This window comes from Bradyrhizobium sp. LB8.2 (genome assembly GCF_040548035.1).
GTDB lineage: Bacteria > Pseudomonadota > Alphaproteobacteria > Rhizobiales > Xanthobacteraceae > Bradyrhizobium.
Window position 1 is genome coordinate 1 of sequence record NZ_JBEPQV010000012.1, and the last position, 18,398, is coordinate 18,398.

General features: G+C 63.8%; 20 protein-coding genes. 10 read left to right on the plus strand and 10 right to left on the minus strand.

Annotation, left to right across the window (positions count from 1 at the left end; all coding sequences use genetic code 11):
• The first annotated feature begins 118 nt into the window (after window positions 1–118).
• From ABIB06_RS16390 to ABIB06_RS16400, 3 genes are all read left to right on the plus strand, one after another.
• Entirely contained in the window at window positions 119–349 is a 231-nt protein-coding gene (locus tag ABIB06_RS16390) for a hypothetical protein (protein WP_354046286.1), read from the plus strand.
• Window positions 346–540, plus strand: a complete 195-nt coding sequence (locus ABIB06_RS16395; RefSeq protein WP_354046284.1) for a type II toxin-antitoxin system RelE/ParE family toxin — start codon at window positions 346–348, stop codon at window positions 538–540. The genes ABIB06_RS16390 and ABIB06_RS16395 overlap by 4 nt, the downstream gene beginning before the upstream one ends.
• Before the next feature lie 126 nt (window positions 541–666).
• Window positions 667–1,734 (plus strand): threonine aldolase family protein, encoded by a 1,068-nt coding sequence (locus ABIB06_RS16400; protein WP_354046282.1) that lies wholly within the window; start codon window positions 667–669, stop codon window positions 1,732–1,734.
• Window positions 1,735–1,753: 19 nt separating this feature from the next.
• On the opposite strand, the gene ABIB06_RS16405 is transcribed toward ABIB06_RS16400, so the two are convergent.
• Genes ABIB06_RS16405 through grxD form a run of 4 tightly spaced genes read right to left on the minus strand, consistent with a single transcriptional unit; the run spans window position 1,754 to window position 5,228 of the window.
• The gene (locus ABIB06_RS16405; RefSeq protein WP_354046281.1) at window positions 1,754–3,013 is read right to left on the minus strand and encodes a serine hydrolase domain-containing protein; all 1,260 of its coding nucleotides are present in this window, start codon (window positions 3,011–3,013) and stop codon (window positions 1,754–1,756) included.
• A gap of 1 nt (window position 3,014) precedes the next feature.
• Window positions 3,015–4,301, minus strand: coding sequence for a serine hydrolase domain-containing protein (locus ABIB06_RS16410; RefSeq protein ID WP_354046279.1), 1,287 nt, complete (start codon window positions 4,299–4,301; stop codon window positions 3,015–3,017).
• Between the two features lie 45 nt (window positions 4,302–4,346).
• Window positions 4,347–4,898: an O-acetyl-ADP-ribose deacetylase gene (locus ABIB06_RS16415; RefSeq protein ID WP_247444468.1), complete on the minus strand. Its 552-nt coding sequence runs from the start codon at window positions 4,896–4,898 to the stop codon at window positions 4,347–4,349.
• A gap of 3 nt (window positions 4,899–4,901) precedes the next feature.
• Window positions 4,902–5,228 carry a Grx4 family monothiol glutaredoxin gene (gene grxD / locus ABIB06_RS16420; RefSeq protein WP_247444467.1) on the minus strand — a complete coding sequence of 109 codons (327 nt, stop codon included), beginning with the start codon at window positions 5,226–5,228 and terminating at the stop codon, window positions 4,902–4,904.
• A 242-nt stretch (window positions 5,229–5,470) separates the two neighbouring features.
• On the opposite strand from grxD, the gene egtB reads away from it, so the two are divergent.
• Window positions 5,471–6,769 carry an ergothioneine biosynthesis protein EgtB gene (egtB, locus tag ABIB06_RS16425; protein ID WP_354046276.1) on the plus strand — a complete coding sequence of 433 codons (1,299 nt, stop codon included), beginning with the start codon at window positions 5,471–5,473 and terminating at the stop codon, window positions 6,767–6,769.
• A 50-nt stretch (window positions 6,770–6,819) separates the two neighbouring features.
• On the plus strand, window positions 6,820–7,791 hold the full coding sequence (egtD, locus tag ABIB06_RS16430) for an L-histidine N(alpha)-methyltransferase (protein WP_247444465.1): 972 nt from the start codon (window positions 6,820–6,822) through the stop codon (window positions 7,789–7,791).
• 25 nt (window positions 7,792–7,816) lie between these two features.
• Here egtD and ABIB06_RS16435 read toward each other — a convergent pair whose 3' ends face one another.
• A complete protein-coding gene (locus ABIB06_RS16435) occupies window positions 7,817–9,010 on the minus strand; it encodes a low temperature requirement protein A (RefSeq protein ID WP_247339133.1) in 1,194 nt (397 codons plus the stop codon).
• Window positions 9,011–9,035: 25 nt separating this feature from the next.
• The gene (locus ABIB06_RS16440; RefSeq protein ID WP_212487351.1) at window positions 9,036–9,281 is read right to left on the minus strand and encodes a BolA family protein; all 246 of its coding nucleotides are present in this window, start codon (window positions 9,279–9,281) and stop codon (window positions 9,036–9,038) included.
• Between the two features lie 204 nt (window positions 9,282–9,485).
• Between ABIB06_RS16440 and ABIB06_RS16445 the strand changes: the two genes are divergently transcribed.
• On the plus strand, window positions 9,486–9,845 hold the full coding sequence (locus ABIB06_RS16445) for a DUF427 domain-containing protein (RefSeq protein WP_247339137.1): 360 nt from the start codon (window positions 9,486–9,488) through the stop codon (window positions 9,843–9,845).
• A gap of 132 nt (window positions 9,846–9,977) precedes the next feature.
• Here the strand turns inward: ABIB06_RS16445 and ABIB06_RS16450 are convergent, their stop codons facing one another.
• Window positions 9,978–10,151: a DUF1328 domain-containing protein gene (locus tag ABIB06_RS16450; protein ID WP_007612121.1), complete on the minus strand. Its 174-nt coding sequence runs from the start codon at window positions 10,149–10,151 to the stop codon at window positions 9,978–9,980.
• Window positions 10,152–10,336: 185 nt separating this feature from the next.
• Here ABIB06_RS16450 and ABIB06_RS16455 point away from each other — a divergent pair, with 185 nt between their 5' ends.
• Complete coding sequence (locus ABIB06_RS16455; RefSeq protein ID WP_247444531.1) at window positions 10,337–11,515, plus strand: acyltransferase family protein; 1,179 nt, start codon at window positions 10,337–10,339, stop codon at window positions 11,513–11,515.
• 122 nt (window positions 11,516–11,637) lie between these two features.
• Here the strand turns inward: ABIB06_RS16455 and purL are convergent, their stop codons facing one another.
• Entirely contained in the window at window positions 11,638–13,848 is a 2,211-nt protein-coding gene (gene purL / locus ABIB06_RS16460; protein WP_354046271.1) for a phosphoribosylformylglycinamidine synthase subunit PurL, read from the minus strand.
• Window positions 13,849–14,031: 183 nt separating this feature from the next.
• Here purL and ABIB06_RS16465 point away from each other — a divergent pair, with 183 nt between their 5' ends.
• Complete coding sequence (locus ABIB06_RS16465; protein ID WP_247339141.1) at window positions 14,032–14,511, plus strand: PaaI family thioesterase; 480 nt, start codon at window positions 14,032–14,034, stop codon at window positions 14,509–14,511.
• A 74-nt stretch (window positions 14,512–14,585) separates the two neighbouring features.
• Complete coding sequence (locus tag ABIB06_RS16470) at window positions 14,586–15,542, plus strand: DMT family transporter (RefSeq protein WP_354046269.1); 957 nt, start codon at window positions 14,586–14,588, stop codon at window positions 15,540–15,542.
• Here the strand turns inward: ABIB06_RS16470 and ABIB06_RS16475 are convergent, their stop codons facing one another.
• Together ABIB06_RS16475 and purQ are read right to left on the minus strand one after the other, a co-directional pair.
• Window positions 15,543–16,517: a tripartite tricarboxylate transporter substrate binding protein BugD gene (locus ABIB06_RS16475; protein ID WP_354046267.1), complete on the minus strand. Its 975-nt coding sequence runs from the start codon at window positions 16,515–16,517 to the stop codon at window positions 15,543–15,545.
• Window positions 16,514–17,215 (minus strand): phosphoribosylformylglycinamidine synthase subunit PurQ, encoded by a 702-nt coding sequence (purQ, locus tag ABIB06_RS16480; RefSeq protein ID WP_247444459.1) that lies wholly within the window; start codon window positions 17,213–17,215, stop codon window positions 16,514–16,516. Before purQ ends, ABIB06_RS16475 begins: the two co-directional genes overlap by 4 nt.
• 163 nt (window positions 17,216–17,378) lie before the next feature.
• Here purQ and ABIB06_RS16485 point away from each other — a divergent pair, with 163 nt between their 5' ends.
• Entirely contained in the window at window positions 17,379–18,395 is a 1,017-nt protein-coding gene (locus tag ABIB06_RS16485) for a magnesium and cobalt transport protein CorA (protein ID WP_354046265.1), read from the plus strand.
• Window positions 18,396–18,398 lie beyond the last annotated feature (3 nt).

Sequence of the window (18,398 nt, forward strand, 5' to 3'; positions counted from 1 at the left end):
CTGATCACAATTCCCAAGAAAATGTAGTGCCAACTTTTCGGCTAAGGCATTGATTTGCTTATAGCCGGGGGTCGATTCTGCGCAAGTTGGGCTAGTATTGCGCATTGCAGAGTTGAGCATGACGCGTCTTCTGGAAGAGGCCTTTAGCAAAGTGTCCGGCCTGCCTGATTCAGAGCAGGACGAATTGGCGCGGACCCTGCTTGAACTTGCTGGAGTCGATCAGCCTCCTCCGATCCAGCTGACGCCGGCGGAAGAGGCCGATCTCGCCGAGGCCGAAGCCGAAATCGCTCGCGGTGAGGTTGCCAGCGTCGACGAAATCCACGCGATGTGGGCTAAGCACGGGCTGTGAAGGTCCGCTACACGAAGCGGGCGCTCGTCCAAATCGACGAAGTTCTGACCTACATCGAAGCGCGCTCGCCCCAAGGAGCAGACCACGTGCGTGACCGCGTTATAGCGCTCATCGCACTGCTTCAGGATCACCCCTATGCAGGGCGACCGACCACCCGTGCATACGTCCGTCGCTTGCCGGGCAACCCTTAACCGTATCTGATCGATTATCGTGTGACCGCGACAGAAGTCGTGATCATGCGGTTTCGTCACGCCGCCCGGCGTCCACCCAGAACTCGCCGACCGCGAGTGAGTGCAATTCCCTCAGGGAGCAAGTTGATGCTCTATACCCCTCCCCCCATCGATCCCAAGGCACCGCCGGTGCGCATCAATCTGCTCTCGGACACGCAGACCAAGCCAACGGCTGCGATGCGCGAGGCGATGGCGCGCGCCGAAGTCGGCGACGAGCAGGTCGGCGACGATCCGACCGTGAATGCGCTGTGCGAGCGCGTCGCCGAGCTGCTCGGAAAGGAAGCCGCGGTCTACATGCCATCAGGCACGATGTGCAACGTCACCGCGACGCTGGTGCATTGTCGCCCCGGCGACGAGATCCTCGCCCATGAGAGCGCGCACATCATCGCGCGCGAAGGCGGCGCACATGCCGCGATCGGCGGCTTCCAGGTCACGCAATTGAAGGGGCCCGACGGCCAGTTCACGCCGGAGACATTCCGCAAGGCACTGCACCCGCGCACGCGCTACCAGCCGCCGCAGACCGTGGTCAGCGTCGAGCAGACCGCCAATATCGGCGGCGGCACGATCTGGAAGAAGGCCGCGCTCGACGAAATCGTCGCGATCGCCAAACAACACGGCCTCGTCACCCACATGGATGGCGCGCGTCTGCTCAATGCCACCGTGGCGAGCGGCATCTCCCCGCGCGACATGACGGCGGGGTGGGATTCGGCCTGGATCGACTTCTCGAAGGGCCTGGGCGCGCCGATCGGCGGCGTACTCGCAGGCTCCCGCGCCTTCATCGACGCGGTGTGGCAGTGGAAGCAGCGCCTCGGTGGCTCAATGCGGCAGGCCGGAATCTGCGCGGCCGCGTGCATCTACGCACTCGACCATCACGTCGATCGTCTCGCCGACGACCACGCCAACGCGCGCGCACTCGCCCGCGGACTGTCGCAGATCCCTGGCGTCGACGTGCAGGAGCCCGAGACCAATCTCGTGTTCTTCAAGCCCGATGGCGCCGGCATTGCCGGCGACAAGATGGTTGCGGCGCTCCGCCAGCGCGGCGTGACGCTTGCGATGATGGACGGCCGCATCCGCGCCTGCACCCATCTCGACGTCAATTCGAGCCAGATCGAGGAGATGATCGGCTACGTGCGCGAGATCGTGCGCGGGGCTTAAGTCCCGCGAACCGCCGCGATCACCGCCCCATCGCCTGATAGATCAGCGTCTTCAGCGCCAGTTGAATCCGGCCGCGCTGCGACGGGGTCTGCACCATGAAGATCCCGAACAGATCGTCTTCGGGATCGATGAAGAAGAAGGTGCCGCCGACGCCGTCCCAGCGATATTCGCCAAGAGGCCACGAGGTAGCAGGCGGCACCGAAGTGCGCACCGCGAAGCCGAGGCCGAAGCCGGAGCTGCCGCCCGGATAATAGTTCTGGTCACGTGCGACCTTCGTCTCGGGCCCGATATGATCCGACGCCATCAGCGCGATGGTCTCGGGCTTGAGATAGCGCCGGCCCTCATAGGTGCCGCCATTCAGCAGCATCTGTGCGAAGCGGGCATAGTCGCCGACGGTACCGACCATGCCGCCGCCGCCCGATTCCCATTTCGCGGGCTGCCTGATGTCGTGGACCTGCGTCGTCGGATTGATGTTGCGATCCTCCGGCATCGGCTCGGCAATGCGCGGGAATTTGGCGGGATCGGCGACGAAGAAAGCCGTCTCGATCATGCCGAGCGGATCGAGCAGCCGTTCCTTCTCGAACTGAAGCAGCGTCTTTCCCGCGATAACCTCGACGACGCGGCCGAGCACGTCGGTGGAATAGCCGTAGTCCCACACCGTGCCGGGTTGCTCGACCAGCGGCAGCGTGGCGATCTTGGCGACGAAGTCGGCATTGTTGAGATTGCTGTTGAAGAGATTGGCCTCGGCATAGAGTTCGCGCACCATGCCGCCGCCATGATAGCCGTAGGGCAGCCCGGAGGTGTGGCGCAGCAGGTCCTTGATCGTGACCGGACGATTGACCGGCTCCAGCACCAGCGCGATCTTGCCGTCTTCGGCCTTCTTCTCGACGCCGACTTTCATGCCGGCAAAGGCCGGAATGTATTTTGAGACGGGATCGTCGAGCTTGAGCTTGCCCTCCTCGACCAGCATCATCGCCATGACTGACGTGACCGGCTTCGACATCGAGTAGAGGCGGAAGATCGTGTCCGCGCTCATCGACATCTCGGTCGCGACGTCGCGGACGCCGAAATTCTCGTAATAGACCGGCTTGCCGTGCTGCTGGAGCAGCAGGATGGCGCCGGGGATCTTGCCGGTCGCGATCTCGTTCCGGATGTAGTCGGAGACTTTTGCCAGGCCTTCGGGCGAGAGATTGTGCGCGGCGCGCTCGGAGCCTGCCTTCACACCAACGACGCCTACCAGAAGGACGAGCGCCGCGATCAGCGCGCGGCGCCCGCGCATGTCAATTCTCCATTGCTTCATAGACCAGCTGCTTCAATGTCCGCTGCACGCGCTGGCGCTCGGTCGGGGTCTGCTCCAGCAGCACGAAGAACATGTCCTGCTTGGGATCGATCACGAAATAGCAGCCGGAGGCGCCGTCCCATTTCAATTCGCCGAGATCGCCGGGCGGCGGCGGTTTTGCGTTGCCGGGGTCGGTGCGCACCGCGAGTCCGAGGCCGAAGCCAAAACCGTCGCCGGGGAAGTAGAAATAATCGCGATCGACGCCCGATTTGGGGCCGATCTGATCGGTCACCATCAGCTTGAACGTCTCGGGCTTGAGGATGGTTTTGCCATCGAGGGTGCCGCCGTTGAGCAGCATCTGCGCGAAGCGCGCATAGTCCGCCATGGTGGAGACCATGCCGCCGCTGGCGGACTGCCACTTCTTGACGACGGTCGGATCGTTGATCCGGCCGACCCGGAAATCACTGTCATTCGACACCGGCTGCGCCAGCAGCTTCTGCTTCTCGGGATCGGTGACGAAGAAGCCGGTATCGACCATGCCGAGCGGCACCAGCAGCTTCTCCCGCTCGATCTCGAGCAGCGGCTTTCCACTCGCGACCTCCATGACGCGCGCCAGGATGTCGGTGGAATGGCCGTACTGCCAGAGCGCGCCGGGCTGGTTGTGCAGCGGCAGCTTTGCGATGCGCTCGGCGAACTCGGCGAGGTCAAAATCGCCGGCATAGATATTGGCGTCGCGATAGGCCTTGCGGACCAGGCTGTCGCCGTAGAAGCCATAGGTAACGCCCGAGGTGTGCGTCATCAAATCGTGCACCGTCATCGGCCGGTTAGGTGGCACGAGCTCGAGCGACTTGGTGCCGTCCTCGGCCTTCTTCTCAACGCCGACCTTCACATTGGCGAAAGAAGGAATGTATTTCGAGACCGGATCGTCGGGCTTGATCTTGCCGTCCTCGACCAATTGCATCGCGACAACAGAGGTGATCGCCTTGGTCATCGAGAACAGGCGAAAGATCGTCTTGTCGGTGATCGGCGCCTTGCTCGCCATGTCCTGCACGCCGAAGGCTTCGCGGAAGACCGGTTTGCCGCGCTGCTGGATCAGCACGGTTGCGCCGGCGATTTTGCCGGTCGCGACCTCGTTCTTGAAGAACTCACTGATCTTGGCGAGCTTGTCCCGGTTAAAATGCGCGCCGGCCGGAATCTCGTAGGTGCCCTCCGCTCGCGCGAACGACATCGCGCCAAGCGACACCAGCGCGCCGCAGAGCAACGCACGCAGTCCAAACTGTAAGATCATATCCCCTCCCCGGAACATCGCGGGCGGAGTGTACTGACCGCGGCATCAGGCACAAGGGCTGCTGTGTCGCGCAACCGCCTCGGCGTGGAGCTTGGCGCTCGGCTCGGCGAAGCAGCAGAACACCACGCGAGCGACGGATGGTGCGGCCGCGAGCCCTTCGATCGTGGTGCGCACGGCAATATCGGCCGCCCGGTCGGCAGGAAAGCGGAAAATGCCAGTCGAAATCGCGGGAAATGCCACCGAGGTCAGCTTGTGCTTCCCGCACAGCTCCATCGAGCGGCGATAGCAGGAGGCGAGCAGATCATCCTCGCCGAGCGTACCGCCGTTCCAGACCGGCCCGACGGTGTGGATCACATGGGCGGCCTTGAGCCGATAGCCCTTGGTGATCTTGGCATCGCCGGTCTTGCAGCCGTGAAGCATGCGGCATTCGGCGACCAGATCGGGCCCGGCCGCCCGATGGATGGCGCCGTCCACGCCGCCCCCACCCAGGAGCGACGTGTTGGCCGCGTTGACGATTGCGTCAACGCTCAGTGTGGTGATGTCAGCAACGATGACCTCGAGTTCGGCGCCGCCAATCCGGCGCGTCAGCTCGGTCACGTATCAGGCTGCGACAGCGACGCCCTTTTCGGAGAACAGCTGCTGCAATTCACCTGCCTGGAACATCTCGCGGATGATGTCGCAGCCGCCGACGAACTCGCCCTTTACATAGAGCTGCGGAATGGTCGGCCAGTTCGAGAAGTCCTTGATGCCGTTGCGCAGTTCGGCGGATTCGAGAACGTTGAGGCCCTTATAGCCGACGCCGACGTGGTCGAGGATCTGCACGACCTGGCCGGAGAACCCGCACTGCGGAAATTGCGGCGTACCCTTCATGAACAGAACCACGTCGTTCGACTTCACTTCGTTGGCGATGAATTCCTCGATGCTCATATCCGTGTCCTTATGAGGCTGAGCCCACTCCAATCGCTTCGGGCTGGCTCAGCCGATCTAACCCGATACCTGCCTATATATGTAGCCCAAACCGTTGTGGCATCCAAAGTAAAATGGCGGCGACCGCCCCCCTGCGCCGACGGTCTGGGCAGCGCCGGCCCATTGCATGATGGCACGAATATCATCGCCGGGGAGGACTTTCATACCGTCACGGAGCCCCTATCTAGGACGAACCCCGCGTTTTGGAACCGGGCAGCGCCAACAACGTTCTCTTGTCCTGTCTGGAGAAAAACGTGACGAAACAAGCCTCCGCTACGGCCCCCGCCCCGCTTTCGTCACCGTCGGCCGATTTGGGCGGCCTTGCGCGGAATCTCGAAGACGCGTTTCTCACCGTCCGCGACGAGACCGAGCGCCGGGCCTCGCCGCTGTCGCCGGAGGACCAGCAGATCCAGTCCATGCCGGATGCGAGCCCGACGAAATGGCACCGGGCGCACACCACCTGGTTCTGGGAGCAATTTCTGCTCGGCGAGCACTGTGCGAGTTACCGGCCCTTTCACCCTGACTTCGCCTTCCTGTTCAATTCCTATTACGTCAGCGCCGGTCCCCGCCATTCCCGCAATCATCGCGGCGACATCACCCGTCCCAGCGCCGATCAGGTCGGCGCCTACCGAAATTATGTCGACGCTGCGGTCGTAAAATTCTTCCGCGAGGCCGGCGAGGACAAGCTGCGCGAGATCGCACCGCTGGTCGAGGTCGGCCTCAACCACGAGCAGCAGCATCAGGAATTGATGTTCACCGACATCCTGCACGCCTTCGCGCAGAACCCGATCCCGCCGGCCTACGACCCGGACTGGCGCTTCCCGACCGCGACGCCGGCCGGTGAGGATTGGCTGACGCTGAACGAAGGCATCCACACCATCGGTCATGTCGACGATAGTTTCCATTTCGACAACGAAAAGCCGGCGCATCGCGCCCTCGTCGGCCCGGTCAAGGTCGCACGCAATCTCGTCACCAATGGCGAATGGCTCGCCTTCATGCGCGCCGGCGGCTATCGGACCGCAACGCTGTGGCTGATGGACGGTTTTGCGGCCGTCAACAACGAGGGCTGGGACGCTCCCGGCCATTGGCGCGAGATCGACGGCCAATGGCATGTGATGACGCTGGCCGGCCTCAAGCCGGTCGATCCCACCGCGCCGGTCTGCCACGTCAGCTATTACGAGGCCGATGCGTTTGCGCGCTGGGCCGGAAAACATCTGCCGACCGAGATGGAATGGGAAGTCGCGGCCCGCGCCAGCCAGCTCAACGATGCCTTCGGCATCGTCTGGCAGTGGACGCGATCGTCCTACTCACCCTACCCCGGGTATCGCGCTATCGAAGGCGCGCTCGGCGAGTACAACGGCAAGTTCATGGTCAACCAGCTGGTGCTGCGCGGCTCCTCGCTTGCAACCCCGGAGGGGCACAGCCGTATCACCTATCGCAACTTCTTCTATCCGCACCACCGCTGGCAGTTCACGGGATTGCGGCTCGCCGACTACGAATAACAATTATCCGACGACAACCGCGCGCCGGACAGCGCGTTCAGGAGAGTATCATGAATGTGCACGCCAGCGCTTTGGCTGAAGCCCATCTTCCCGACGCTCAGACCACTGCCTTCGCCCGCGAGGCCATCGGGGACCTCTCGCAGCAGCCGAAAAAGCTGTCGCCGAAATATTTCTATGATGCGGCCGGATCTGAACTGTTCGAGGCAATCACACGCCTGCCGGAATATTACCCGACGCGCACGGAGCTTGCGATCCTGAAAGAGCGCGGCAGCGAAATCGCGAAAATCATTCCGGAGCACGCGGCGCTGGTCGAATTCGGCGCGGGCGCGACCACAAAAGTCCGCCTGCTGCTCAACCATTGCAAATTCGCGGCCTATGTGCCCGTCGACATCTCCGGCGACTTCCTGAAGGCGCAGGCGAACGGCCTGAAGCGGGATTTTCCGTCACTCGGCATCCACCCGGTGGCGGCCGACTTCACCACGCCGTTTGAGCTTCCCAAGGCGGTGGCATCCATGCCCAAGGTCGGCTTCTTCCCGGGCTCGACCATCGGCAATTTCGAGCCGCATGAAGCGCAGGCCTTCTTGAAGAGCGCGCGAGCTATTCTGGGCCGGGGCGCGCAGATGATCATCGGCGCCGATCTCGAAAAGGAAGAGCGCGTGCTTCACGACGCGTATAACGACGCGGCCGGCGTCACCGCGCGCTTCAACCTCAATGTGCTGGTGCGCATCAACCGCGAACTCGGCGGCAATTTCGATCTCTCCGCCTTCACCCATCGCGCGATTTACAATCGCGAGCGGCACCGCATCGAGATGCACCTGATCAGCAAGAAGAGCCAGACCGTGCGCCTGCTCGGTACCAGCTTCTCGTTCCGTGCGGGCGAGAGCATCCACACCGAGAACAGCTACAAATACAGCCTCGACCGCTTCGCCGCCCTGGCGCAAGGCGCGGGCTGGCAAGTGCGCGAGAGCTGGACGGATACGGCGAAGATGTTTTCGGTGCACGCGCTGGAGGCGGCGGAGTAACCGCTCCGGCGACAACGGCGCCGGCTCAATGCTCTTGGGCCTCTTCCGGGGTGGATCGCAGCGAGATTGACTCCCACACCGCCACCACGATCATGATCACGGTCGTCGCGACCGACAGCCATAAGGGCGACAGTTCCGCAGCGAACCAGCTCAGCACCAGAAGCAGGACGATGCCGATGCCGTGCGAGAGCTGGAGGAAGCCGCGGATGGCGTGCTTGAACAGGATGGTGCCGACCAGAAACACCAGCGGCCCGCCGATCGTGCTGACCATGGTCCGGATGTCAGAATGGCCGGTGGGATGTTTCAGCACCAGTTCGTCCGCCACCGCAGTCAGGATGATGCCGGCGACGATCGGCATGTGCAGATAGGTATAGCCAAGCCGCGCCAGCCGGCCGGATTCGGCGGTCTTCGATATCCGCTCGGAGCCGGCCTCCGCGCCCTTGTGGAAATAGATCCACCACATCGCGATGCTGCCGACCAGCGCCGAGACGAAGGCGAGGAGGTTGTCGGCGGTCCAGTCCAGCTCGGCGAAGGTCGCGCCGTTGACGACGACGGCTTCACCGAGCGCGATGATGATGAAGCCGGCGAAGCGCTCGGCCATGTGACCGCCTTCGACGGCCCAGGCCTCGACCGACGAGAATCCCAGCCTGGGGACCCAGAATCGGACCGCGGGTGAGACATATTCGATCGTGAGTGCCACGATCCAGAACCACAGCCTCTCCTCCTCGTGCACCAGACCGCCGAGGATCCAGAAGATCGCGGAAGCGGAGAGCCAGACCAGGATGCGGATCGCGTTGTGCCGAACGGCGGTGCGATGGCGCGGGGTCGCGAACAGCCAGAAGGCCGTGCGTCCGACCTGCATCGCTGCGTAGGCGATCGCGAACCACAGGCCGCGTCCCTCAAAAGCGGTCGGGATCGTCGTCGACAGCACGAGGCCGCCGAGCATCATCGAGAAGAGCATGACGCGGATCGGGGTCAGCTCGGGGTTGAGCCAGTTGGTGACCCAGGCGGTGTAGACCCACACCCACCACACCGCGAGAAACAGCATCGTCACGTGCAGCCCGCCCAGCGGCGTGAAATGGTGCAGCAGCGTGTGCGAGACCTGCGTGATCGCGAAAACAAAGACGAGGTCGAAGAACAGCTCGGCATTGGTGACGCGGCTGTGCTGGTTCGGCAGGATGACGCGAAACATCGCGCCGCGAGGATTGTCCGCAGCCATCGTCATCCCCCGTCACACGATCAAATCAGGCCCCGGGCGCCCCAGGCACCCCGGTCTGCAGCGCCAGCGCATGCAGCACGCCGCCCATCTGGCCGCGCAGGGACTGATAGACGATCTGGTGCTGCTGGACGCGGGACTTGCCGCGGAAGGATTCCGAGATCACGGTCGCGGCATAGTGGTCGCCGTCGCCGGCGAGGTCACGGATGGTCACCTCGGCATCGGGGATCGCCGCCTTGATCATCGCCTCGATATCGTGAGCGTCCATGGGCATTCGGGTCGTACTCCTTGTCGCGGCTGCAATCAGCCTTGTCGTCGAATCGCTGCCGGGGTCCGGATCTGCAAAGCCAAACTTGCCGGCAGGGACAAACTTAGCGTGAACGGCCTTCTACGTCACGCCTTCCGGCACTATATCCCATCCTGATAAAGGCACGACAAAGTGCCACGCACGGCAGATTGATCGAAAAGGCGTGAAGTCATGAAGCTTCCAGGGCCCGACCACCCCATCACCATCACCCAGAACCCCCGGCGCGTCCGCGTTACGGCGGGCGATATCGTGATCGCCGAGACCAGCAAGGCGCTGATCTTGAAGGAGGCCAAATATCCGGCGGTGCAATATGTCCCGAGACAGGACGCCAATATGGCGCTGCTGGAGCGCACCGATCGCGTCACCCATTGCCCCTACAAGGGGGACGCGAGCTATTACAGCGTCAAGGCCAACGGCCAGACGCTCGACAACGCGATCTGGACCTACGAGACGCCTTTCCCCGCGATGACCGAGATTTCCGGTCATCTCGCCTTCTATCCGGACAAGGTGAAGATCGAGGAAGTGGGGTAGCACCGACACGGGCCTACCGTCAGGGCCGGGCTTGTCCCGGCCCTCCACGTTCTTGGCTGCCGCGGATACAAAAGGACGTAGATGCCCGGGACAGGCCCGGGCACGACGACTGGGAATGCTGGAGCAGCCCCGCTATGCCCTGAAGATCGTGAGCCCCAGGATCAGCAGCACCAGGAAAATCACGACGAACACGTAGAACAGGAAGCGGGCGATGTCGGCGGAGGCGGCCGAGATGCCGGTGAAGCCGAGCACGCCGGCCACGATCGAGACAAGTAAGAAGATCAGCGCCCATTTCAGAATCGTCATCGCCAGCTCCGAAATTGTACCGCTTGTCGCGGTCCTCGCCCTCTTGGCGAACGCTAACTTCGTCGCAGGGAACTGGTTCCTAGCGGTGTCGGGACCTGCGGACGTCTCAAACGACCCTTGCTGAATCTGGTTCCCGGCGGCAAAGTCCGGCCGACAGAAGCGCGACCGGGGCGGCCACGATGACGATGTCACATTCAGCGACGATCGGCGCAGACGTGCACGCCGCGCCGAGGAGTAAGGCGCGCAATCTGTCGCTCGATCGCGCCCGCACCTTCCTCACGCTGGTAGTGCTGCTGCACCACGCCGTCATCCCCTACACCTATTTCGGGCACACCGATCCGACCTCCTGGATCGGTTTCGACATCGTCGTGCTGGCCACCGACAGCTTCTTCATGGCGATGTTCTTCTTCCTGTCGGGACTGTTCACGTGGCCCGGCATCGCACGTAAGGCGCCGTCGGTCTTTCTCCGCGATCGCCTGTTGCGGCTGGGGTTGCCGTTCGCGATCGCGGCCTTCACCGTCATCCCGCTCGCCTATTACGCTATCGCGCTGCGGCACGAGCCCGAGCTGAGCTTCACGGCGTTCTGGTGGAAGACGGTGACGGTTGGTCCGTGGCCGAGCGGGCCGATCTGGTTCGTGTGGGTGCTGCTGGCATTCGACCTGAGCGCGAGCCTGCTCTACCGGGTCTCGGCCCATTTGGTCGATCCGGGCAACCGTATCTCGCTGCGCGGATTTGAGCAGCCGGCCGCATTCTGGCTGATGCTCGTGGTCGTCACCGCCCTCGTCTACGTGCCGTCGCTGCTCTATTTCGGCGGCAGCAAATGGTTCGAACTCGGGCCGTTCTCGGTACAGGCGAGCCGCATCCTGCTCTACTTCGCCTATTTCTTCATCGGCGTCAGCGTTGGTGCGGCGAACTTCGATCGCGGCATCCTCAGCGCCGACGGCCAGTTGCCGAAACAGCGCTGGCTATGGGTGTTCGCGACGCTGATCCCGTACTGCCTGATGTGGGGCATGATCTACATCAAGCGTGAAGTTTTGGGGAATCCCGACCCGCAGCCGCACTGGTACCAGGCGATCTACAGCACGTTCTTCGTGCTGTTCTCAGGCTCGATCCTGCTCGCGATCCTCGCCTTCTTCCTGCACCAGAAGGCGCCCGGGCCGAACCTGCTCGACCGCATGCAGGCGGATGCCTACGGCATGTTCCTGGTGCACTATCCGATTGCGCTGTGGATTCAGTACGCGCTGTATGACTACTCGCTGCCGGCGATCGTGAAGGCCGCGATCGGCTTCGTGCTCACGGTGATCCTGAGCTGGGCACTGACGGCGGGCTTACGTAAGATTCCAGGGGCGTCGCACGTGTTGTGAGACCAAGGCCTCTCCGCTCGTCATTGCGAGGAGCCCTTGCGACGAAGCAATCCAGACTGCCTCCTCGGTGAGACTCTGGATTGCTTCGCTACGCTCGCAATGACGGAATGTGCGGCAGCCCCTCAGGCCGCCTTCCCGCCCATATACTCCGGCAGCCAGCGTTCGAACGAGGTCCGCAGCGCCTCGATCGTAACCGGCGCTTCGCCTGCGATCGCGACGGCGTCACCACCGGTGGTGCCGATCCGCACGCAGGGCACCTCGCAACCGCGCATCTTGGCGAGCACCCGGCCGGCTTCCGTTTCCGGCACGGTGACGAGATAGCGCGCCTGGTCCTCGCCGAACCAATAGGCCTGCGGCACCAGCGCGGTCGGCGCCGCGAGCAGTTCTGCGCCGATGCCGCTCGCCATCGCCATCTCGGCGAGCGCGATCAGAAGACCGCCGTCGGAGAGATCGTGCACGGCGGTCGCGGTGCCCGCATGGATCATGCCACGCACGCAGTCGCCGTTGCGCTTCTCGGCGGCGAGGTCGACCGGCGGTGGTGCGCCCTCCTCGCGACCGCAGATGTCGCGGAGATACACCGACTGGCCGAGCCAGCCATGGTTCTCGCCAATCAAGAGGATCGCCTCGCCTTCGGCCTTGAAGGCGAGCGAGGCTGACTTGGTGAAATCATCCAGCAGGCCGACGCCGCCGATCGAGGGCGTCGGCAGGATCGCGCGGCCGTTGGTCTCGTTGTAGAGCGAGACATTGCCGGAGACGACCGGGAAGTCGAGCGTGCGGCAGGCTTCCGAGATGCCCTTCAGGCAGCCGACGAACTGGCCCATGATCTCGGGCCGCTCGGGATTGCCGAAATTGAGATTGTCGGTGATCGCGAGCGGCCTGCCGCCGACGGCGGTGATGTTGCGCCAGGCTTCTGCCACCGCCTGCATGCCGCCTTGATAGGGATCGGCCTCGCAATAGCGCGGCGTCACGTCGACGGTCAGCGCCAAGCCCTTCGGGCCGTCCTGCACGCGCACCACGGCGGCATCGCCGCCAGGACGCTGCATGGTGTTGCCGAGAATGACGTGGTCGTACTGCTCCCAGACCCAGCGTTTGCTGCACAGCTCGGGCGTGCCGATCAGCTTTTCCAGCGCAGCGCCGAGACCCATCGGCGACGGCACCTCGCGCGCGTGCACGACCGGCAGCGCGGTCGAGGGGACATGCGGACGGTCATAGAGCGGCGCCTCGTCGCCGAGCTCCTTGATCGGCAAATCGGCCATGACGTCGCCGCCGTGCTTGACCACAAAGCGCTTGCTCGGCGTGGTGTAGCCGACCACGGCGAAATCGAGGCCCCACTTTTTGAAGATCGCCTCAGCTTCCTTCTCTTTCTCGGGCTTGAGCACCATGAGCATGCGCTCCTGGCTCTCCGAGAGCATCATCTCGTAGGCGCTCATGCCGGTCTCGCGCGTCGGCACAGCGTCGAGATCAAGGTCGACGCCGAGGTCGCCCTTGGCACCCATCTCGACCGCCGAGCAGGTCAGGCCAGCCGCACCCATGTCCTGGATCGCGATGACGCAGCCACTCTCCATGATCTCGAGGCAGGCCTCTAACAGCAGCTTCTCGGCGAAGGGATCGCCGACCTGCACCGTCGGGCGCTTCTCCTCGGACTTGTCGTCGAACTCGGCCGAGGCCATCGAGGCGCCGTGGATGCCGTCGCGGCCGGTCTTGGAGCCGAGATAGACGATCGGCATGTTCACGCCGGAGGCGGCCGCATAGAAGATCTTGTCGGTATCGGCGAGGCCGACCGCCATCGCGTTGACGAGGATGTTGCCGTCATAGCGGGTGTGGAAACGGACCTGGCCGCCGACCGTCGGCACGCCGAAGGAATTGCCATAGCCGCCGACCCCGGCGACGACGCCGGAGACGAGATGCCGGGTTCTGGCATGTTCGGGCGCGCCAAAACTCAGTGCGTTGAGGCAGGCGATCGGACGCGCGCCCATCGTGAAGACGTCGCGCAAGATGCCGCCGACACCGGTGGTCGCGCCCTGGTAAGGCTCGATGTAGCTCGGGTGGTTGTGGCTCTCCATCTTGAAGACCACGGCCTGGCCGTCGCCAATGTCGATCACGCCCGCGTTCTCGCCGGGACCCTGGATCACCCAGGGCGCCTTGGTCGGCAGACCCTTCAGATGGAGGCGCGAGGATTTGTACGAGCAGTGCTCGTTCCACATCGCCGAAAAGATGCCGAGCTCGGTGAAGGTAGGCTCCCGCCCAATCAGCTTCAGGATGCGCTCGTACTCGTCGGGCTTGAGCCCGTGGGCGGCAATCAGCTCGGGGGTGATCTTGGGTTCGTTCTTCATGGAATTTGGGCTTTCGGCAGCAGTTGGCCGTTCTTAGGAACATCGGGCGGCTTGGAAAAGCCCTTTATGGCGCATTTTCCCGCTGTCCCACGTTTTGCGGCCGTGGGCTGCGGGAACAGGAATTGCGCAGCGCGGACAGATCGGATTTAAGGGCAAAAGACCCGCAATTGAAGGCCCATTTCCTTGCATGAATTGACCAAAGCGCCCCCGCCTCGCCGCCCCGACCTCCACATCGCCACCGATGGGGAATTCCAGGGCTGGCGAACCTGGATTCGCGACAGTTTTGAGAGCCATATCGGCCCGTTCTGGCACAAGATCGAGGACGATGGCAGCGTCCGCTCGGCGTTCCGAGTCGAGAAAAAGCACCTCAACGGCTCCGGAAACGTCCATGGCGGCTGCTTCATGGCGTTTTCCGACTATTGCCTGTTCGCGATCGCCACCCACGAACTGGATGGGCCGGCCGTGACCACCAATTTCGCCTGCGACTTCCTCGACGCTGCACGCGAGGGCGAACTGATCGAATGCGTCGGCGAAGTCTCACGCGCCGGCGGCTCGCTGATCTTCCTGCGCGGCAAGCTGACATCAGGCGGGCGGCCCCTCTTCACCTTCTCCGGCACGATCAAGCGGGTGAAGCGGAAGCCGGCACCGCAGCCAAACGCATAGCTCGCCGTCTTCCCTTTTGGTGCCCCCTCGCCCAGACTTGTGTCCAGCGCTGTCGCGCGGGGAGCAACATCAAGGTGCCGCAGAGCACATCGCCGACAGGTCGCGCCACGGCCTCGCAATTGCCGTCCATGCCCGCCGCCGGCGCGCGCAACTGGCGTGATTATGCGCTGCTGGTCGCGCTGGCCTGCTGCTGGAGCTCCACCTATCCGCTGGCCAAGCTCGCGCTGGACACGATCCCGCCTGTTACCTTCATCTCGGCACGCTCGCTGATCGCGGCCGCCTTCCTGTTCGCGATCCTGTGGATGCGCGGCGTCAGGATCCCGGCTGACGCCAAGGCCTGGAAGCTGTTCGCGACCCAGCAATTGATCAACTCGACCTTCCCGTTCCTGATCATCACCTGGGCGCAGCAATATGTGCCGGCGTCGAACACGGTGGTGCTGGCCTCGACGACGCCGATCTTCGCCTTCCTGATCACGTCGCTGATCACGCGGCACGAGCCGGCAACGCTGTTGAAGCTCGCAGGCGCGATCCTCGGCCTTGCCGGCACAATCGTCATTGTCGGCCTGGATGCGCTGCGCGGCTTCGGTAACGAGATCGTGGCGGAGATCGCGATCCTGCTCGCCACCATCTCCTTTGCCTGCGCCACGATCTTCGGCCTGCGGCTCTCCGAATACGATCCGATGGTGGTGGCGGCCGGCTCGCTGCTGTTCGGCGGCCTCATCCTGCTGCCGCCTTCGCTGATCATCGACCAGCCCTGGACGCTGCACCCGACGCCGACGGCAATCACAGCCACCATCGTCATGGGCATCGTCTCCAGCGCCTTGGGGCTGATGCTGTTCTACATGTGCCTCGGACGGCTCGGCACGTTGACGACGAACGCACAAGGCTATTTGCGCATCCCGATCGGTGTTGGCCTGTCCGTGCTGCTGCTCGGCGAGAGCGTGCCGTCGAACCTGGCGCTGGGGCTGGTGCTGGTCATGGCCGGCGTCGCTGCGATGACGATCCCGGTGGAGCGGCTGAAGAAGCGCTAGCTATTGCTTGGCGGCGTCCGCCAGCATCTTCCGATACTTCTCGACGTCGCGCGTCACCAGTTGCTGAAGCAGCTCCGGCGTGTGCTCGCTGTCATCCGGCGCAACAGTCGACAACTCGGCAAAGCGCTTCTTCACTGCATCGGTTTCCACCGCCGTGCGCGCGGCGGCGTTCAGCCTGGCGATCACGGCGGGCGGGGTGCCCTTGGGCGCGAACAAACCGTTCCAGCCCTGCGCCTCGAATTCAGGCAGGCCGGCTTCGGCTGATGTCTGCAGATCGGGCAGCGTGGCCAGCCGCACATTCGAGCCGACCACGAGACCCCGCACCAGCTTCTCGTTGACCGATTGCGAGACGGAGGCCGCCGCATCGCAGACGCCGTCGATCTGGCCGCCGATCGCGTCCGTGAGCGCAGGCGCGGCGCCGCGATAGCCGACCAGCGTCGCGTCTATCCCGGCGGCGGTGACGAAGCTTTTGCAAATGAGGTAGTTCGACGAGCCGACACCGGCGTGGCCGAGATTGATCTTACCGGGGTTGGCCTTGGCGTAGGCGATGAACTCCTTGAGGTCCTTTGCCGGAAAATCCTTGCGTACGGCGATGATGCCGAACGTCTTCGCCACCATGGCGATCGGCACGAAGGAGTCCGGTGTGAACGGGAGTTTTGGATAGATCGTATAGGTCGCGGCGTTGGTGCCGGCATTGCCGATCGCAACGGTGTAGCCGTCAGGCTCGGCACGGGAGGCGCGCGCCAGTGCGGTCGAGCCGCCGGCGCCGGCGACGTTCTCGATCACGATGGTCTGGCCGAGCGCGATGCCCATCTGCTCGGCAACGGTGCGCGCGATCACGTCCGAGGTGCCGCCGGCCGCGAACGGCACGATCATGGTGACGGGACGCTTGGGGAAATCCTGCGCAAACGCGGCCGTCGCGAATGCAACGACGGCGACAGCGGCCGACAGCCGCTTCAGCACGAACGCAATCACGCGGCCTTTTCCAGATGCGCGGTGAGGCCGGCGAACAGGCCGCGGCCGTCGGTGCAACCCATGATGTCTTCGACGTGGTTTTCCGGATGCGGCATCATGCCGAGCACGTTGCCTTTGTCGTTGACGATGCCGGCGATGGATTGCGCGGCGCCATTGATGTTGCTGATATCGTCGATTGCGCCGTCCGCCGAGCAATAGCGGTAAAGCACGCGACCCTCGCCTTCGAGCCGCTTGATGGTCTCTGCGTCCGCCGCATAATTGCCCTCGCCATGCGCGATGGGCACGCGGATCACCTGCCCTGCATTGTAGCCGCGCGTGAACGGCGTGTCGGAGCGCTCGACGCGCAGATGCACGTCGTGGCAGATGAATTTCAGCCGTGCATTGCGCATCAACACGCCAGGCAAGAGGCCGGACTCGCAGAGGATCTGAAAACCGTTGCAGACGCCGAGCACGAGGCCGCCCTTGGCCGCATAGTCGCGCACCGCGTCCATCACCGGCGCCCGCGCCGCAATCGCGCCACAGCGTAAGTAATCGCCATAGGAGAAGCCGCCGGGTACCACCACGAGATCGGTGCCGTGAGGCAGCGACGTCTCGGCGTGCCACACCATCGCCGGCTCATGGCCCGAGATCAGCTTCAGCGCGCGCGCCATGTCGCGCTCGCGGTTGATTCCGGGAAACACGAGGATGGCGGCTTTCATGGCGGAGGTTCCGAACGAGATTGGAATGGGCTGGCACGGCGGCCAAATCGCCAGCAGACATAACCATTTGACGGGGATTTTACCAGTGCTAGCCTTGCCAGCGAGCGTTGTGCACAGGCCATAGCCCGCCATTCGGCTGATCGACTTGCCCGGGATTGAAGCCATGAATGTCCCGTCGCTGCCCGCATCCCTCTCCGAGCCGGTGTCCGCCGAGGGTGTCGTCGCCGCCGGCGCATATGTCGACGGTCGGCGCGTCGCCAATATCGCCATCAGCGAAGCTTCGAGCTGGCGGGCAAAACCCGGCCACGTGGTCTGGATCGGGCTGCACGAGCCCGACATGGCGCTGCTCAGCGCGGTGCAGAAGCAGTTCGATTTGCACGAGCTCGCGATCGAGGACGCCAACAACGCGCACCAACGGCCGAAGATCGAGCAATATGGCGAGGCCCTGTTCATCGTGGCGCGGACGGCGCAACTGATCGAAGGCCGGATCGCCTTCGGCGAGACGCACATCTTCGTCGGCGAAGGCTATCTGGTCTCGGTGCGCCACGGCGCCTCGACGTCTTACACGCCGGTGCGCGAACGCTGCGAGAGCTGCCCGCGGGCGCTCGCGCGCGGCGAGGACTACATCCTCTACGCCATCCTCGATTTCATCGTCGACAACTACTCGCCCGTGCTCGAGAGCATTCACGAAGAGGTCGAGAGCATCGAGGACGACGTGCTCTCCCAGCCGATCAGCAAGGCCCAGATCGAGCGGCTCTACATGCTGCGCCGCGACCTGCTGCGGCTCAGGACTGCGATCGGCCCCCTGGTCGAGGTCTGTCGCAGGCTGGAGCATGACGAGCTGGCGATGGTGCGCGCGACGATGCAGCCGCTGTTCCGCGACGTCACCGACCACGTCAGGAACATCCAGGAGCGGATCGATTCGATGCGCGAGGTGCTGGCCTTCGCCTTCGAAGCCAGCTTGCTGGTCGGCCAGGCTCAGGAGACGGCGGTCTCGAAGAAGCTTGCCTCCTGGCTCGCGATCATCGCGATCCCGACCGCGCTTGCCGGCATCTACGGCATGAACTTCAAGCACATGCCGGAGCTGGACTGGGAGTACGGCTATTACACGCTGCTCGGCGTGATGCTGACGGCGTGCGGCGTGCTGTACTGGCGTTTTCGCAGGGTCGGATGGCTGTGAGCC

What these genes read in the sequence shown, in the direction of transcription:
- ABIB06_RS16390 (WP_354046286.1), top strand. Translation starts at nt 119, where the DNA reads ATGACGCGTCTTCTGGAAGAGGCCTTTAGCAAAGTGTCCGGCCTGCCT.
- ABIB06_RS16400 (WP_354046282.1), top strand. Translation starts at nt 667, where the DNA reads ATGCTCTATACCCCTCCCCCCATCGATCCCAAGGCACCGCCGGTGCGC.
- ABIB06_RS16405 (WP_354046281.1), bottom strand. Translation starts at nt 3,013, where the DNA reads ATGCGCGGGCGCCGCGCGCTGATCGCGGCGCTCGTCCTTCTGGTAGGC.
- ABIB06_RS16410 (WP_354046279.1), bottom strand. Translation starts at nt 4,301, where the DNA reads ATGATCTTACAGTTTGGACTGCGTGCGTTGCTCTGCGGCGCGCTGGTG.
- grxD (WP_247444467.1), bottom strand. Translation starts at nt 5,228, where the DNA reads ATGAGCATCGAGGAATTCATCGCCAACGAAGTGAAGTCGAACGACGTG.
- egtD (WP_247444465.1), top strand. Translation starts at nt 6,820, where the DNA reads ATGAATGTGCACGCCAGCGCTTTGGCTGAAGCCCATCTTCCCGACGCT.
- ABIB06_RS16435 (WP_247339133.1), bottom strand. Translation starts at nt 9,010, where the DNA reads ATGGCTGCGGACAATCCTCGCGGCGCGATGTTTCGCGTCATCCTGCCG.
- ABIB06_RS16440 (WP_212487351.1), bottom strand. Translation starts at nt 9,281, where the DNA reads ATGCCCATGGACGCTCACGATATCGAGGCGATGATCAAGGCGGCGATC.
- ABIB06_RS16445 (WP_247339137.1), top strand. Translation starts at nt 9,486, where the DNA reads ATGAAGCTTCCAGGGCCCGACCACCCCATCACCATCACCCAGAACCCC.
- ABIB06_RS16450 (WP_007612121.1), bottom strand. Translation starts at nt 10,151, where the DNA reads ATGACGATTCTGAAATGGGCGCTGATCTTCTTACTTGTCTCGATCGTG.
- ABIB06_RS16455 (WP_247444531.1), top strand. Translation starts at nt 10,337, where the DNA reads ATGTCACATTCAGCGACGATCGGCGCAGACGTGCACGCCGCGCCGAGG.
- purL (WP_354046271.1), bottom strand. Translation starts at nt 13,848, where the DNA reads ATGAAGAACGAACCCAAGATCACCCCCGAGCTGATTGCCGCCCACGGG.
- purQ (WP_247444459.1), bottom strand. Translation starts at nt 17,215, where the DNA reads ATGAAAGCCGCCATCCTCGTGTTTCCCGGAATCAACCGCGAGCGCGAC.
- ABIB06_RS16485 (WP_354046265.1), top strand. Translation starts at nt 17,379, where the DNA reads ATGAATGTCCCGTCGCTGCCCGCATCCCTCTCCGAGCCGGTGTCCGCC.